General features: G+C 35.6%; 13 protein-coding genes. 8 read left to right on the top strand and 5 right to left on the bottom strand.

Features of this window, described 5'->3' with window-relative positions; genetic code table 11:
* Window positions 1-74: 74 nt before the first annotated feature.
* The 5 genes from FFM71_RS03475 to FFM71_RS03460 all read left to right on the top strand — a co-directional run bounded on the left by FFM71_RS03475 (window position 75) and on the right by FFM71_RS03460 (window position 4,345).
* A complete protein-coding gene (locus FFM71_RS03475; protein ID WP_137610808.1) occupies window positions 75-521 on the top strand; it encodes a DUF3290 family protein in 447 nt (148 codons plus the stop codon).
* A gap of 337 nt (window positions 522-858) precedes the next feature.
* Window positions 859-1,488 carry a DUF421 domain-containing protein gene (locus FFM71_RS03470; RefSeq protein ID WP_137610807.1) on the top strand — a complete coding sequence of 210 codons (630 nt, stop codon included), beginning with the start codon at window positions 859-861 and terminating at the stop codon, window positions 1,486-1,488.
* Between the two features lie 75 nt (window positions 1,489-1,563).
* Window positions 1,564-1,734, top strand: a complete 171-nt coding sequence (locus FFM71_RS13360) for a hypothetical protein (protein WP_171000458.1) — start codon at window positions 1,564-1,566, stop codon at window positions 1,732-1,734.
* A gap of 14 nt (window positions 1,735-1,748) precedes the next feature.
* Entirely contained in the window at window positions 1,749-3,209 is a 1,461-nt protein-coding gene (locus tag FFM71_RS03465) for a multicopper oxidase family protein (RefSeq protein WP_137610806.1), read from the top strand.
* A 479-nt stretch (window positions 3,210-3,688) separates the two neighbouring features.
* The gene (locus FFM71_RS03460; protein ID WP_137610805.1) at window positions 3,689-4,345 is read left to right on the top strand and encodes a YczE/YyaS/YitT family protein; all 657 of its coding nucleotides are present in this window, start codon (window positions 3,689-3,691) and stop codon (window positions 4,343-4,345) included.
* A gap of 296 nt (window positions 4,346-4,641) precedes the next feature.
* On the opposite strand, the gene FFM71_RS03455 is transcribed toward FFM71_RS03460, so the two are convergent.
* Window positions 4,642-5,850, bottom strand: a complete 1,209-nt coding sequence (locus FFM71_RS03455; RefSeq protein ID WP_137610804.1) for a GGDEF domain-containing protein — start codon at window positions 5,848-5,850, stop codon at window positions 4,642-4,644.
* A 504-nt stretch (window positions 5,851-6,354) separates the two neighbouring features.
* Between FFM71_RS03455 and FFM71_RS03450 the strand changes: the two genes are divergently transcribed.
* On the top strand, window positions 6,355-7,698 hold the full coding sequence (locus FFM71_RS03450) for an FAD-dependent oxidoreductase (RefSeq protein WP_137610803.1): 1,344 nt from the start codon (window positions 6,355-6,357) through the stop codon (window positions 7,696-7,698).
* Between the two features lie 616 nt (window positions 7,699-8,314).
* On the opposite strand, the gene FFM71_RS03445 is transcribed toward FFM71_RS03450, so the two are convergent.
* Together FFM71_RS03445 and FFM71_RS03440 are read right to left on the bottom strand one after the other, a co-directional pair.
* A complete protein-coding gene (locus FFM71_RS03445) occupies window positions 8,315-8,998 on the bottom strand; it encodes an EAL domain-containing protein (protein WP_137610802.1) in 684 nt (227 codons plus the stop codon).
* Between the two features lie 69 nt (window positions 8,999-9,067).
* A complete protein-coding gene (locus FFM71_RS03440) occupies window positions 9,068-9,502 on the bottom strand; it encodes a GNAT family N-acetyltransferase (protein ID WP_137610801.1) in 435 nt (144 codons plus the stop codon).
* A 201-nt stretch (window positions 9,503-9,703) separates the two neighbouring features.
* Between FFM71_RS03440 and FFM71_RS03435 the strand changes: the two genes are divergently transcribed.
* Window positions 9,704-11,050 carry an FAD-dependent oxidoreductase gene (locus tag FFM71_RS03435; RefSeq protein ID WP_137610800.1) on the top strand — a complete coding sequence of 449 codons (1,347 nt, stop codon included), beginning with the start codon at window positions 9,704-9,706 and terminating at the stop codon, window positions 11,048-11,050.
* Window positions 11,051-12,098: 1,048 nt separating this feature from the next.
* On the opposite strand, the gene fba is transcribed toward FFM71_RS03435, so the two are convergent.
* Complete coding sequence (gene fba, locus FFM71_RS03430; protein ID WP_137610799.1) at window positions 12,099-12,968, bottom strand: class II fructose-1,6-bisphosphate aldolase; 870 nt, start codon at window positions 12,966-12,968, stop codon at window positions 12,099-12,101.
* An 808-nt stretch (window positions 12,969-13,776) separates the two neighbouring features.
* Between fba and wecB the strand changes: the two genes are divergently transcribed.
* Window positions 13,777-14,919 (top strand): non-hydrolyzing UDP-N-acetylglucosamine 2-epimerase, encoded by a 1,143-nt coding sequence (gene wecB / locus FFM71_RS03425; protein ID WP_137610798.1) that lies wholly within the window; start codon window positions 13,777-13,779, stop codon window positions 14,917-14,919.
* 330 nt (window positions 14,920-15,249) lie between these two features.
* Here the strand turns inward: wecB and FFM71_RS03420 are convergent, their stop codons facing one another.
* Window positions 15,250-15,708 carry a GtrA family protein gene (locus FFM71_RS03420; protein WP_137610797.1) on the bottom strand — a complete coding sequence of 153 codons (459 nt, stop codon included), beginning with the start codon at window positions 15,706-15,708 and terminating at the stop codon, window positions 15,250-15,252.
* Between the last annotated feature and the right edge of the window lie 2 nt (window positions 15,709-15,710).

Here is a 15,710-nt window from a genome sequence, read left to right as displayed (position 1 = left end):
TGAAAGTTAACATAGGTTATGGAGAATACTTTCTTTGCTATACTGGACGTATAAAAATGAATGAGGGGGCTTATATGAATTTTTATTCTTATCAATATTTGATTGATCATAATAATGAACCTAATTTCTTATTTATTATAGGAATTATAATTTTGGCAGCTGCTATTTTCATAACTAGTCTTTTGTACTTTAAGAATCGCTCGAATAATAAGTATCGGGACCTGTTGATAATTTTTGCTTTTGGAATAATTCTGTTTATTGGTATTAATTACAATAATTATGAACAACAACTTGATGTTAACAATAAAACTAATCAGACTTTGGAGTTGATGCGTTCTGTAGTTAAGGATAAGAACCTTTCAACGAAAAATCTTTATTCAAATAGTTCTAGCTTGAACGAAGGTATGTTGATTAAGTCAGGTGATAATATTTATCGGGTCAGTTTCGATAATAATCAGAGTAGTTATACACTGACCAAGGCAAGCATTATCAGTTCACAAAAGATTAAATTAATTAACTAAAGGTTGAAAGTTTAATTAAGTATGCCGTCTCCAGAGCTGAGAGTATTCAATTGCTGCGCGGAACGGCCCGAGCCAAAGAGCGGTCTCGAGCCTCGGTTGAAGCCTCGCAAACCCGCGAGTCTCCAACACGCCCGGTGGTGTAAATGAATACTCTCAGCTTTTCCAACTAATTTATCTTTATAGCAGGAACAGTAAAATGAAGATTTCTGTTATTTAAATAAATTAGCTCTAGGCCTGTAACAACAATAGTTATATTAACTTTTCACCTTTCAACCTTTGGTTAATTAAGAATTAAAGTTTGAAGGTCGTTGTCCTAAAGTAGATAGTAGGTGAGAAAATGGTTCTTTCGTATGGAGATTTAACGTTAAAGTTTATTATTGGATTCCTATTCATGGTTTTGCAGATAAATCTATTTGGACGCGGAAATATTGCGCCGACTAGTGCGATTGATCAGCTTCAAAATTATGTTCTTGGTGGGATCGTCGGAGGTATGATTTACAACTCCAGTATTACAATTTTGCAATTTTCCCTCGTTTTATTGATTTGGACAATGGTTGTATTTGTCGCTAAGTTTTTGACCAATCACAATAATTTGTTCAAAAAAGTGATTGAAGGAACACCGCAATTAATTATAAAAAATGGCAAAATTGATGTCAATTTAGCGTTACGTAATGGTCTATCCGCAAATGATTTATCCTTTAAACTGCGTCAAGCTGGGGTTATGGATGTTCGAAATGTTAAACGTGCAGTTTTTGAACGTAACGGTCAATTAACACTAGTTATGAAAAATGAGGATAGTATTAAGTATCCAATTATCTTGGACGGCAAGATTGATGCTGATGAATTAGGCAATATTCATAAAGATAATGATTGGCTCGAAATGGAGTTAAAAAAGCGTAATTTGGATGTTGCTGAAGTATATATGGCAAATTATATTGACAATCAATTAATTATTTACGAATACTAATATATTTCCGGAATCGCATACAAATAGGTTTAACTGTATTAAAATGGAGTCGTAATAAAATTTGGTGGTGATAACATGGCAGGTGGATCTAAAGTATTTTCTGTTTTCATGCTGATTTTTTATGCAATTTTATTGTATTTTGTATTCGCTGACAAGAACATGATAGCGATGTATATGATGGGAATCGGCATGTTTGGAGAGGCTTTAGTAAATTGTATTTTTACGTTTCGATCAAAAACTAAATAGGGTGGCGATTATAAATGTCAGAATCACAAGTTTACACGGATTACTTTTTTGATGAACCAGTATTTGATTTACATGATGGCGGATATATTCCACTAGAAAAGGCCGAAGTTCCTGAAAAGCCTTTGCATATTCCTGCTGCTTTGAAGCCTGATAAGGTTGATGGCAACGATGTCTATTACACAATTACAGCACACGAAAGTGAAACTCAGATTTTGCCCGGTGCTAAAACTAAGACTTGGGGATACAATGAATCAATACTTGGAACCACGGTTGTTTTAAAGAAAGGCGTTCACTACCATGTGCACCTTGTAAATGAATTACCAGAAGTTACTACATTTCACTGGCATGGTCTAAATGTCACTGGACCAATTGTTGACGGCGGTCCACATGCTCCAGTTTATCCTGGTGGCACTAGAGACATTGACTTTACGTTGGATCAACCAGCTCAAACAGATTGGATTCATCCACACCCATGTCCAAATACGGCCCGTCAAGTATGGAATGGTTTAGCTGCAGCGGTCGTTGTGACTGACGATGAGGAAGCCAAATTACCTTTCCCAAGAAATTACGGTGTTGATGATATTCCTATTATTTTACAAGATAGAAATTATCATGAAAATCAACTCGATTATAAAGCTGATTATGATATGGATGGTGCCCTGGGGAAATATGCACTTGTTAATGGCACGATCAATGGCGTTTTCAATGTTACTACTCAAAGAGTTCGTCTTAGAATTTTGAATGGTGCTAACCGTCGAGAGTGGAGATTGCATCTAGATGATGGACATGAATTTACACAAATTGCTTCTGATGGTGGTACCTTGCCAGAGCCAGTTAGAATGACTAAATTGATGTTAACTTGTGCCGAGCGTGCCGAAGTTATTCTTGATTTTGGCGATAAAAAGCCTGGTGATGTAGTAACACTGATGACTGATAATATTCCAATTATGAAGTTTAAGATTGGTGATTTTAAGCGTGAAGATATTGAATTGCCAGAACATCTTACAACGATTGCTGCACCAAAGGTTACCCCAGGACTCCCTGTTACACGTACCGTTATGTCTGGTATGGATGATAAGGTTCGTCTAGATGGCAAACTTTTCGACATGCAACGTATCGACCGCAAACAAAAGATTGGTGACACAGTGCTTTGGGACGTTGTTAATACCAATGATATGGATTCTGGTATGATCCATCCGTTTCATATGCATGGTTGCCAATTCCTAGTTTTGAGTCGTAATGGTAAAGCTCCATATCCTAATGAGCACGGCTGGAAAGATACCGTTGGTGTCAATGCTGGTGAGACTGTCAGAATTGCTGTTCAGTTTACTAAATTTGGTGTTTACATGTATCATTGCCATATCCTTGAACACGAGGATACTGGAATGATGGCTCAGATTGAAGCGTATGATCCAAATGAGAAACATGAATATCATTTAATCAGTATGGACGAAATGCAACATCCTAGTAAATAGTTGTAGGTAATATTTCTATGCCGTTTCCAGAGCTGAGAGTATTCAATTGCTGCGCGGAACGGCTCGAGCCAAAGTACGGTCTCGAGCCTCGGTTGAAGCCTCGCAAAGACCGCGAGTCTTCAACTCGTCCGGTGGTGTAATTGCTAAAGCAATAACGCCACTTTCGCGGCAAATGAATACTCTCAGCTCTTACAACTAATGTATTTTTTATGGCGGGAACGATAAAACTAATACTTAAATAAATTAGTTCCGGGCCTGTAACGACGATGATTTTAGAAGTATCTTAGTAATTGTTTTTAAAGATTTTGTATCAATATTTAAAACAAAAAAATGAGTTGTATCACACCTAATTATTGGTTCTTTAAGTGTGTTGCAACTCATTTTTTATCAAATTTAGCTATAATTAAACTAGAGTTAAAAATAGGAAAGTATGCCATAATGCTGATATAAGCTTTTTTATTTGAGGGAAAAGAGAATTTATTGTGAAACAAGGGAACTTTAAAAAACGTTTGGGTTATCTGACATTTGCTATTGTCTTAGATGCCTTTGCCAATTCACTAATGATCAACAGTAACATGGGGAGCGCTGTTTGGACGGCCTCTGCGGTTAATATTTCCAATTTGCTACATTCTACTTATGGTACAACTTTGTTTGTTTATGCCGTTATTGTGACGATTGTTAATCAATTTTTACTGGGTAAATTTGATGGACATATTTTCTTGTCAAATTTGGTGTTTTCACTGCCATTTAGTTATTTGGTGGGATTCTTTTCAATGATACTTGATCCATTCCATTTAAATGCATTGCCACTTATTTTAAGGCTGACTGTGGACGTCTTGGGATTGGTTGGTGTCTCAGTGGGAACTTCGATTTATCAACGTTGTAATTTGATTCAGCATCCTAATGATGAATTGGCTTATCTACTAAGATTTAAATATTTGCGGGGATCAGCTGGTTGGGGACAACTGATCAGTTACACGCCGCCAGTTATTATTATGATTATTTGTTATTTCATAACTGGTCACATTTTGTCAGTTGGAATCGGAACAGTATTGGCAATGTTCTTCCAAGGAATCGTCATCGGATTCTCTGATAAGATTGTGTTACCATCGTTAAAACATCATTACTCATTTTAAAATTTGGTAACAAAACGGTTAAAAATTCATAAATATTAATAAATTTATACTGAAAAGAGTTAAAATTATTCATTTATTCACTTGCGATAGAAGTCGGTATGGTTTACTATGACTAATAGGGACTACCAGATTCAAAAACAACTGATTCCTTCCCGACGGTGAGATTAATTTCTCACTATTTTTTTGGGGAAAAAAACAAAAGTAGTTTAAGATAAAACTATCATCGTCATCAAACATCCAGCTTAAGACAAATAGACGCCTGCAATCCAATTTTGGATTACAGGCGTCTATTTGTCTTATTGTTTTTCGTTTAGATCATCGAAGCTATAAGTAACTCCTTCAACAGTCAAATGATTACGGCCTGAATTTTTTGAGTCATAAAGGAACTGGTCAACACGATTGAATAGATTGTCAAAGTCTTTATCAGTTAGTTTTAATTCAGAAATACCGAATGAAATTGTTATATCTAATCTCTGATTCTTAAGAACTAAAGGCGTATTGATCAAAGTGTTACGCAAATCGGACACGATTGGAATACAAGCGGATGGGTTTTTGCCACGAAAAATGATGATAAATTCCTCACCACCGAACCGGAATAATTGTCCTTTGGTATCAGTCAAAAACATTTCTCGTTCCATTGTATGTGCGACATGTTTCAATACTTCATCACCAATAGAATGACCATATTTGTCATTAAATTCCTTGAAGTGATCGATATCAAACATCGTAACGGTCAATGGAATAGCTTCCTTTGAATAAGTTTCAAAAAGTTCCTTAGATGTCTTGTCAAAGTTAGCCCGATTTCTGACACCAGTTAGTTCATCGTAATTGACTTGAACTTTTAAATCGTTGTAATTCATCATGGTGTCTTGCATCTTGCGAGCACAGAAACGAATGATTGACATATAAATCAGGAAGACGACTAGCATATTGAAAATCTCATATGCTGGGAAGTCGTGATCGGTCCAAATTAAGGCCCACCAAGCTAATCCAAACTGTGCCTGCATACCAACATATTTCCACTCGTTGTCCTGTAATTTTTCGGTTTTTATATAGATAAAGATGATAATAGCAATTAAGAATAGATAAGCAGTAATGAATAGCGGTAAATTTTTATCATCGAAACGTTTAAAAATCATCGATTGATAATAAAATAATGGCATGAATAAATTTATTAAGAGTGTGACTTTGTTACGAACGAGATACATGCAATAAAGTAGAATTGTGAGTTGAGCATTGGCATAGAGCCAACCATTATTGATGGAACCTTTGTTCAAAATGAAGAATATTTTTTCAAGCATGATCATACTTGAGGCTAAAATAACACCCTCAACAATATGAATAGCGGCTCTTCGATATAGAGGTGAAGAATTACTGATACGTCTTTCCAGTGAATAAGCGACAATAGTGATAATAGTGATTAAGCCGATTGTCACTAGGGTGATAATAGCTGAATTTATGTTTAGATAATTATTAATAATTTTTTCTAAAGTATTGTCTGGCAAATTAAAACCTCAATTGCTTTTTATTTTTAAAGAGTTGGTTAAAGCGACGTCCTGTTTAAATAAATTAGATACGTGTGGTGCTAGTTAAATTTCCCAGCTCTTTCGACTAATTAATTGTTATTAATTGAATGTGTAAATATTCAATAGCTTTTATATTGGACTATTTTAAATTAGAGGTACTAAAATTCTGATTTTGTAAACTAAGATCCGAAAGAAACAGATTAGTTGGTACAGGATACTAGAGTTATTGAAATACTTTAAAAAAATAGTCGGGAGAGATGGCAGCCTTGATATTTAAAATGCATCATAAAATCTAAACAAAATTTATATAAACGAAATAGTGAAAAATAATTATAATTTTTTAACTTGCACATAAATACTATACACTTATTCATTTATAAAAATATAGGGTTATAATTGAAAGTGTTGGTAAAGATTTTTCTGATTTATTGTTGAAAAATCAAATTATGGTTTAAACAAATTATTAATTATGGGGTATTTTTTATGAAGGTTATCGTTGTAGGTTGCACACACGCCGGTACAGCAGCAGTTGAACAGATTTTACAAGATCATCCAGATACTGAAATTACAGTTTATGAACGTGATGATAATATTTCTTTCTTATCATGCGGGATTGCACTGTATTTAGGTAAAAAGGTAAAACACCTTGAGGATATGTTTTATGCTTCCCCTAAAGATCTAGAAAAATTGGGTGCCAAGGTTCACATGAAGTATGATGTTTTGAAAATTGATTCTGAGAACAAGACTGTAATGTGTGAAGATATGAGTACTCATGAAATTATTAATGACAGCTATGACAAATTAATTATGACAACAGGGTCAACTGTCGCGGTTCCACCAATTATGGGTATTTCCGACACTCGTATTTTGATGTGCAAGAGTTATGCACAAGCACAAGCGATTTATGAAACAGCCCAAAAGCACAGGCATATTACGATTGTTGGTGGTGGTTATATTGGTGTTGAATTGGCTGAAAGTTATGCTAATACCGAACACGATGTAACGTTGATTCAGTCACGTGACCAAGTTTTGAACAATTATATCGACCAAGATATGTCTCAAAATGTGATTGATCTTCTAAAGGAACATGGTGTACATGTTTATTTGAATGAACGTGTAACTGGTTTTGATCGTGATGACGATGAAAATGTTCTTATTGAAACTAACCAAGATGATCATCATGCTGATTTAGTTATTGTCTGTACAGGTTTTGTCCCCAATACTGAATTATTACGTGGTCAAGTCGATATGGACCGTCATGGTGCCATTATTATCAATAACTATACACAGACATCCAACCCAGATATTTATGCTGCTGGGGACGCTTGTACTGTTAATTTCAATCCCACCGGAAAACCAGCTTATATGCCTTTAGCAACAAATGCGATTCGTCAAGGTGCTTTGGCCGGACTAAATATTTTTGGAGATATTCAAAAATATATGGGAACTCAAGCTACATCAGCTATGGAGTTGTTTGGCAATACAATAGCATCAACTGGTTTAACTTTACGTCATGCCTTAGATAATGAAATCAATGCTGATGCTGTAATTTATCATGATTATTATCGTCCTAATTATATGCCAAGTACCGAAATGTTGACGATTAAATTAGTATACAATAAGGATAATCATTTAATTTTGGGTGCACAATTATTTAGTAAACATGAAGTAGCTCAATCAGCTAACACTATTTCTGTCTGCATCCAAAACAAGAATACGATTGAAGATCTAGCATTTATGGATATGCTATTCCAACCAAATTATGATAATCCTTTCAATTATTTGAACTTGGTTGCTCAACAAGCTGTTGCTAAAGAGAGTAAATAAAGCTGAATTTGAAAAATAATCATTATTTATTCAGAAACTAAAAAAAGTCATTTTACACTTAGAAGGTATTTTCTTAAGTGTGAAATGGCTTTTTTACTGTCACCAAGTACCAAGATAAATAAAATCATGATGCAAATATTTGTAATAAATTATCAACTAGCACCATGAGTTATATTGTTTATTACATAATCTTTGCCATCCGAGATATTTCATCTATATAAAATTAGTCGGGAGAGATGAGGGTAATAAACAGATCTGGAGACGACAAACACTTTAATTTAATAAAAAATGAACAGCTGAAGGTTGAAAGGTGAGAAATTTATTTAAATATGTAAAAGTCTTTATTTTACTGTTCCGCTATAAAAAATAAACTAGTTGGAAGAGCCGAGAGTATTCATTTGCAGCGAAAGTGGCGTTATTGCTTCAGCAATTACACCACCGGACGTGTTGAAGACTCGCGGATTTTGCGAGGCTTCAACCGAGGTTCCGAGACCGTTCTTTGGCTCGGGCCGTTCCGCGCAGCAATTGAATACTCTCAGCTCTGGAAACGGCATACTTACCTAAGCCCTTTTAGTGAACAAACAAAAAAATTGCAGATAGCTTTATCTACAATTATTTAGAACTTATTATCATCTGGTTTTAATTTGAGTAGGCGAGGTTTTCCATAATAGTAGCCTTGTCTGAGATCGATTTTTAAAGAATCGGCCAATACATCATCGTGGTCATCTTCGATACCTTCCAAAATAAAACGTAGATTATTTTTTCGGCTGAAATCACGCCAGAAGATTACTTTCTTTTCGATATCAGGATCACGTAATTTTTCACCAAAATTTTGAATGGCAAATTTAATTTCCGAAGCTAGAGGTACTAATTCTTGAATTTGATCCAACTGATTAACACCGGTTCCACAATCATCAAGACTGAAGTCCATACCGTAATTGATAAATTCTTTAATTAATGGAACTAATTCGGAATTTGGCCAGTCTTTATCCGGAGTATCCTCAGTTAATTCAACTACCAAACGCAATGGACGCAAAATGCTTTGAGCTTCGATAATAGCATCACGGACTTCCTTGTCCATCAATTGATTACGGTTGATATTGACCGAGACCGAACCAATTTTTAATGACAACAATTTAGTCGTTGCAATCAAAAGTGAAGCCATCGTATGTGAAGGTACATCTGAAAAATTAGCTGGTGGTCGCCAGCCTTCTGGAGTCTTTTTCTTCATTAATAGTTCATAGCCAATTAACGAATTATTGACTTTATCTAGTTGGGGCTGAATAAAAAATCTATACATGCTCAACCTCCTTTGTAACATTCCCTATAATATTTCTAAGCGGTTAATTAAACACTACGTGTAATACTACTACAAGTTAAGTTTCATGTCATGATGCTGAATTCCTACTTCGGTATATTGTTCACCAACGACATCAAAACCTAATTTTTTATAAAACTCCTGTGCATGATTTTGTGCTCCTAAAATTGCATAAGAGTAATTATTTTCACGAGCATATTTAATAATTATTTCGATTAATTCTGAACCAAGTTGTTGTTGACGAAAGTCTTTTAGAACCGCTACTCGTTGAATATGGACACCGTTATCCTCGGTAGGAGAGAAGCGGGCAGTAGCAACCGCTTGATGATTGAGATAAATATTAAAATAAGTACATTTATTTTCTGAATCATCAATTTCTAAATTTTGTGGTACACCTTGTTCTTTTACAAAGACGGCCTTTCTAATCTTGAGACTATCTTGATAGACGTCCGAATCAGCGCCACGACTGTGTTTAATTTCTTTCATAGCAATCTCCAATTTAAAAAAGTCAATACTCACTAATTATATTACAAAAATACGTCCATGAATGCTCGATTTTTGATATAAAAATTTACGATTTCTTGGAAATGAAATAAACCCTTCATTGATATAATTTAGGTATGTGTTGTGGTATGCTGTAAAGAATGAAGCTAGTATAAAAAGGTACTTAAGAGGAGGAACCGACTGGTGAAAGTTATTGTTGTCGGATGTACACATGCTGGAACAGCTGCAGTTGAACAGATATTAAAGAAACATCCTGAAACAGATGTAACTGTATACGAACGTGAAGATAATATTGCGTTTTTATCATGTGGAATTGCGTTGTATTTAGGAAGAATCGTTAACCATCTTGAAGACATGTTCTATGCTGACCCTACCACACTTGAAGGCTATGGAGCTAAAGTCCATATGAAACATAATGTTCTTAAAATAGACTCCAAGAATAAAAAAATTATTGTTCAAAATTTAGAGACGCAAGAAATTATTGAGGATACTTACGATAAATTGATTATGTCGACTGGTTCAGAAGTTGGAATTCCACCAATTGGCGGGATGGACAACCCAAGAGTTCTCTTATGTAAGAGCTACGATGAGGCTAAGAGAATCTATGAATCAGCTCTAAATTATCCTAGCATTGCAATCGTTGGTGCTGGTTATGTTGGCGTGGAATTAGCAGAAAGCTATGCCAATACAGTACATGAGGTTACTTTGATTCAATCACGTGACCAGATTCTAAATAACTATGTTGACGACGGTTTATCAGAGACAATTATTGAAAAGCTCAAGGAACATGATGTTAAAGTTCGTCTGGGTGAGAGAGTCTCTGAAATTGAAGATGGCGATCAATTGACGATTAGAACAAAGGCAGGTAATACTTATAAGGCTGATTTAGTTATTGTTTGTACCGGTTTCTTCGCCAATACTGATTTGCTTCGCGGTCAAGTTCAAATGGACGGTTATGGTGCTATCATCGTGAACGACTACATGCAGACATCGAACCCTGATATTTATGGTGCAGGTGATTCCTGCGTTGTTAAATTTAATCCAACTGGTGAATTGAAATATATTCCATTAGCTACACAAGCCGTTAGACAAGGAACCCTAGCCGGAATCAATGTTTTTGGCGATATTCGTAAATATATGGGAACTCAAGCGACGACTGGTATGGAAATTTTTGGTTATACCTTGGCTGAGACTGGTTTAACATTGAAAAAAGCTTTGGCAAATGGGATGAATGCTGATTGTGTGATTTTTCATGATTACTATCGTCCAATATACATGCCAACAACTGACATGCTTACGATTTATCTTATCTATGATAAGGATACTAGAAAGGTACTTGGGGCTCAGCTATTCAGTAAACATGAAATAGCTCAGTCTGCTAATGCCATTTCAATCTGTATTCAAAATGAAAATACCATCGACGATTTAGCTTTTGTTGATATGTTGTTCCAACCAAATTATGATAATCCATTCAATTATCTAAACTTAGTTGCTCAACAAGCAATTGATAAAGAAGACGATGAAAATTAATGAAATAATAAGGCCATCGGGCAATCGGTGGTTTTTTTTGTGGTTTAAATATTCCGCCTCCGGTCGACGGTGATTTTTCGCCTGCGTGAGGACCGGTTCGAGCCAAGGTACGGTCTCAAACCTCGATTTTGAGCCGAAAAGCGCGTCTCAAAAGTCGTCCTGTGGAGTAAGGACTAAAGTCCTAACTCCACATTCACTGCTGGTGAAAATCACCGTCGACCTCCGGCTAGATTATTAGTTAATATGTTGTGATACATAACATTTAGTATTGGTAATTTTTAAAATGTAATTTGCAATTAAAATAAAACATTTAATTATATTTTTGAACAATGAACCAGGTGATCTCAGAGAGTAAGTCATCTGTGCAAGCTGACTTAAGACTTTGGCTCGAACTGGTCGCTTAGCAGATTTAAATATCTGAAATCGTCTGGCGGAAGTGAAAAAAGAGCAATCAAAAAGACCAGTAGGCGGGGAACCCACTGATCTATTTTATATGGTTGATTTTTGATAGAGGCATAATTAATTTTTCGTCATTGAATGATGGGGTATTCAATGAATCGGGGAGATTATTATGGTCTGTTGTATTTTGGGCAAACTTTAAGAAATGAGTTTTTGCCTCTATCGCATTGTAATTGGGAGTTACAAAAATCAACTAAGTATCTAGAATAAGCATCTAGTCATAGAATTATATAAAGTGATTCTTTTCTATACGGGAGGCAGATAGGCTTTGATAACTTATTCCAGATGTTAACAAAGTTGCTATTTTAGCCCCTCCTTTCTCTATGTTAGCGCTTTCTTTATTGGTACAAACATAGTATAGCAACTTTTTGTAAATTTCACAATATAAATAATTGTGAAATTTTTTATTTTTTTTGTGTAAAAAGCCAGATGGATGCTGTCATAAGGGTATATGTCTTTTTAGATTTGTATTTTATTTATTTAAAAATATTTCACAATCAAAACAAATTTTTTAGTAATATTCGATTGGGATAAAAAGGGTATAAAAAAAGGCAGAAACCGAAGTTTCTGTCTTTTGAAATATCATAAATTATTTAATTGCAGGTGTACCGAACCATTCGATACGTTCTTTAGTTGTGTCAGTAATAGCCTTTGTACCAGGTGCAAGTAACTTACGAGGATCGTAACCCTTAGCATCGATATCTTGGTCATGACCAGCTTCGATATATTCACGTGTAGCTTTAGCGAATGACAATTGTAATTCAGTATTAACGTTAACTTTTGAAATACCCATTGAGATAGCCTTAACGATTTGTTCCTTAGGGATACCTGAACCACCATGAAGAACAAGTGGTGTCTTGATTTCAGCAGCTAATTCTTCTAGACGGTCAAAACTTAGACCCTTCCAGTTGTCAGGGTAAACACCATGGATGTTACCAATACCAACAGCAAGGTAGTCAACACCAGTAGCGTCAAGTGTTTTAGCTTCTTCAACATCAGCTAATTCACCAAGACCAGTAATACCATCTTCAGTACCACCAATTGAACCAACTTCAGCTTCAACAGAAATACCCTTAGCATGAGCTAATTTAACGATTTCCTTTGTCTTTTCAAGGTTTTCGTCGAAAGGTAAGTCATGACCATCGAACATAACTGAGTTGTAACCAACTTCGATACATTCTTTGGCAGCTTCGTAGTTACCGTGATCCAAGTGCATTACAACTGGAACTGTAATACCCATAGCTTTGATTGTGTCTTGTACAAGGTGTAGACATAGTTCGTAACCACCCATATACTTAGCAGCACCCATTGATGTTTGAACCAAGATAGGTGTATTTGTCTCTTGGGCAGCAGCTAAAATGCCACGAGTCCATTCCAAGTCGTTGATGTTAAAAGCACCAACAGCATATTTGCCTTTACGGGCGTTGTTGAAAATTTCGTTACCGTTTGTTAAAACCATCGATAATCCTCCAAAAATTCCATTCATTTATTTGAATACATTAGTAATTTTAACTCAAACTGAATAAAATTAATACATCTTTTAACAAAAGTATTTCAGTAAGCGCTTTACTTAAAATGAAAATACATGTAAAAGGCTAATAGGTACAGGATTATTAAAACGATTAGAATATACCACCAATATTTTTGATACGTGGATTTTGTCAGGGTATTATAAATCGCCATTACGGCGAAAAAAGCCACCAATGTTGTTAGGATACTAAGAATAACTAAAAGAGTTAGATTTATCATAATGATTTATTATAAACATAGATTTTCATAAAATAGTAGAAAATGTTTGGGGGTGCCGCCTCAGGTTGTGAGGGATTGAGCCTGCTGTGTGGACCGGTTCGAGCCAAAGTGCGGTCTCGAACCTCGATTTTGAGCCGAAAAGCGTGTCTCAAAAGTCGTCCTGTGCTGTAAGACCGGAAGTTCGCCGGCCTAACACCACTGCCACTGCGGGCTCAATCCCTCACAACCTGAGGCTAATGTATTTTTCGCTGCTTTGGTATTTCTTGTACGTAATTTATAAGTATACAAATGGTATGAATATATTGCTGTGCTGTATCATAGTTTGGTTTGCCGATTAAAGTTAAACTTGAAGGTTGAAAGGTTGAAAGGTGAAAAGGTGATATAAATATTGCTGTTACAGTCCTTAAATAAGTTCTCAGTTATAGAATGCTCTCTGCTCTGGAGACGGAAGGACGTATCTACCTATATTAATAAGTGCAACTTTGATATACTGGAATTAATTTATTGAGGTGATAATTTTGGATAAAATTAAAGTTATGACTGTTTTTGGTACAAGACCAGAAGCAATTAAAATGGCACCGCTAGTTTTGAAATTGAAGCAAAATAGTGATCGTTTTGAGACTGTGACTGTTGTTACTGCTCAACATCGTGAGATGCTTGATTCTGTTTTGGAAATTTTCAATATTAAACCAGACTATGATCTGAACATTATGAAAGAACGTCAGACTCTCAGTGGGATTACTGGTTTAGTACTTAAGGAACTAGACAGTATTATTGAAAAGGAAAAGCCAGATATTGTATTAGTTCACGGTGACACAACGACAACGTTTAGTGCTGCATTATCAGCTTTCTATCATCAGACAGCTATCGGACACGTTGAAGCCGGCTTGAGAACTTGGGACAAGTATTCACCATGGCCAGAAGAAATGAACCGTCAAATGACTGATGATTTAACTGACGTTTATTTTGCACCAACTTCAGAGAGTAAAGCTAATTTGTTGAAAGAAAATCACAAAGAAAATCATGTCTTTGTAACTGGTAATACAGCAATCGATGCTTTGAGAGGAACTGTTCACAAAGATTATCATCACGACGTTATGGATGTCATCGATCCTGATAAGAAGATGATTTTAATCACAATGCACCGTCGTGAAAACCAAGGCGAACCAATGAAACAAGTCTTCCGTGCTATGAAGAAAGTTGTGGAAAAGCATGACGATATCGAACTAGTTTATCCAGTTCACTTGAATCCAGTTGTGCAAAAGACAGCCAAAGATATTTTAGGAGACGTCGATCGCGTACATTTGATTGAACCATTGGATGTAGTTGATTTTCACAATCTTGCATCAAGAAGTTACTTCATCATGACCGATTCCGGTGGTGTCCAAGAAGAAGCTCCATCACTTGGTAAACCAGTGTTGGTATTACGTGATACGACTGAACGTCCAGAGGGTGTCAAGGCTGGAACCTTGAAACTAGTTGGAACAGATGCCAAAGTAGTTGAGAAAGAAATGACACGTTTAATCGAAGATAAGGCTGAGTATGATCGCATGGCAAATGCCAAGAATCCATATGGTGACGGAAAAGCGTCAGACAGAATTCTTGATTCATTAAGCTATTACTTCAAACAAACAACTGATCGTCCAAATGAATTTGAATAAGTATTCTAAATTAAAGGCAAAACACGAGCTTATGGTGTGATGCCTTTTTTGGTAGCTGGAAAATGAAACAATATGGTTCATAGGTAAACAATTTTGTAACTAAAGGTTGAAAGTTTAGTTAAGTATGCCGTTTCCAGAGCTGAGAGTATTCATTTGCTGCGCGGAACGACCCGAGCCTGGGAAGCGGTTTCGAACCTCGGTTGAAGCCTCGCAAAACCAGCGAGTCTTCAACGCGCCCGGTGGTGTAATTGCTGAAGCAATAACGCCACTTTCGCTGCAAATGAATACTCTCAGCTCTGGAGACGGCAGTAAAAAAGAAGCCGAAATGAATTAATACTCATTTCGACTTCTTTTTGATTTTAAATTTTTAAATCTCTCAATCAACTGACGATTATTGTAATTGAAAATCAGTTTAGAAGAGAAGTAATTGAATAGTCCAACAATTAATTGGTCAATAGCCTTAATAATCAAATTGTTCCAAGGAAAAATCAGAACAGCCACAATCATAAAAATATCATCAAAGATCAAAGAGAAAATTCGTGAAACTAAGAAAACCAGACCTTCGTGGAAGAGTTTTTTGAAGCCTTCCATTTCGGATTTAAAAACATAGAGCTTGGTGACAAAGAATGAAAAGAAGTTGGAAATAAACCAAGCAACCGTATTGGCTATCCACAAAGGGATGTGGAAATAATTGTGTGAGAGGTCAAAGATTCCGATATTTATCAGCGATGCTAAGAATCCAAAGAAACAATACACCCAAAAATTACGATATTTTTTAATAAAGTCCATTT

Source organism: Companilactobacillus huachuanensis (assembly GCF_005404815.1).
GTDB classification, from domain to species: Bacteria; Bacillota; Bacilli; order Lactobacillales; family Lactobacillaceae; genus Companilactobacillus; species Companilactobacillus huachuanensis.
This window is presented reverse-complemented; position numbering and strand designations above follow the sequence as displayed.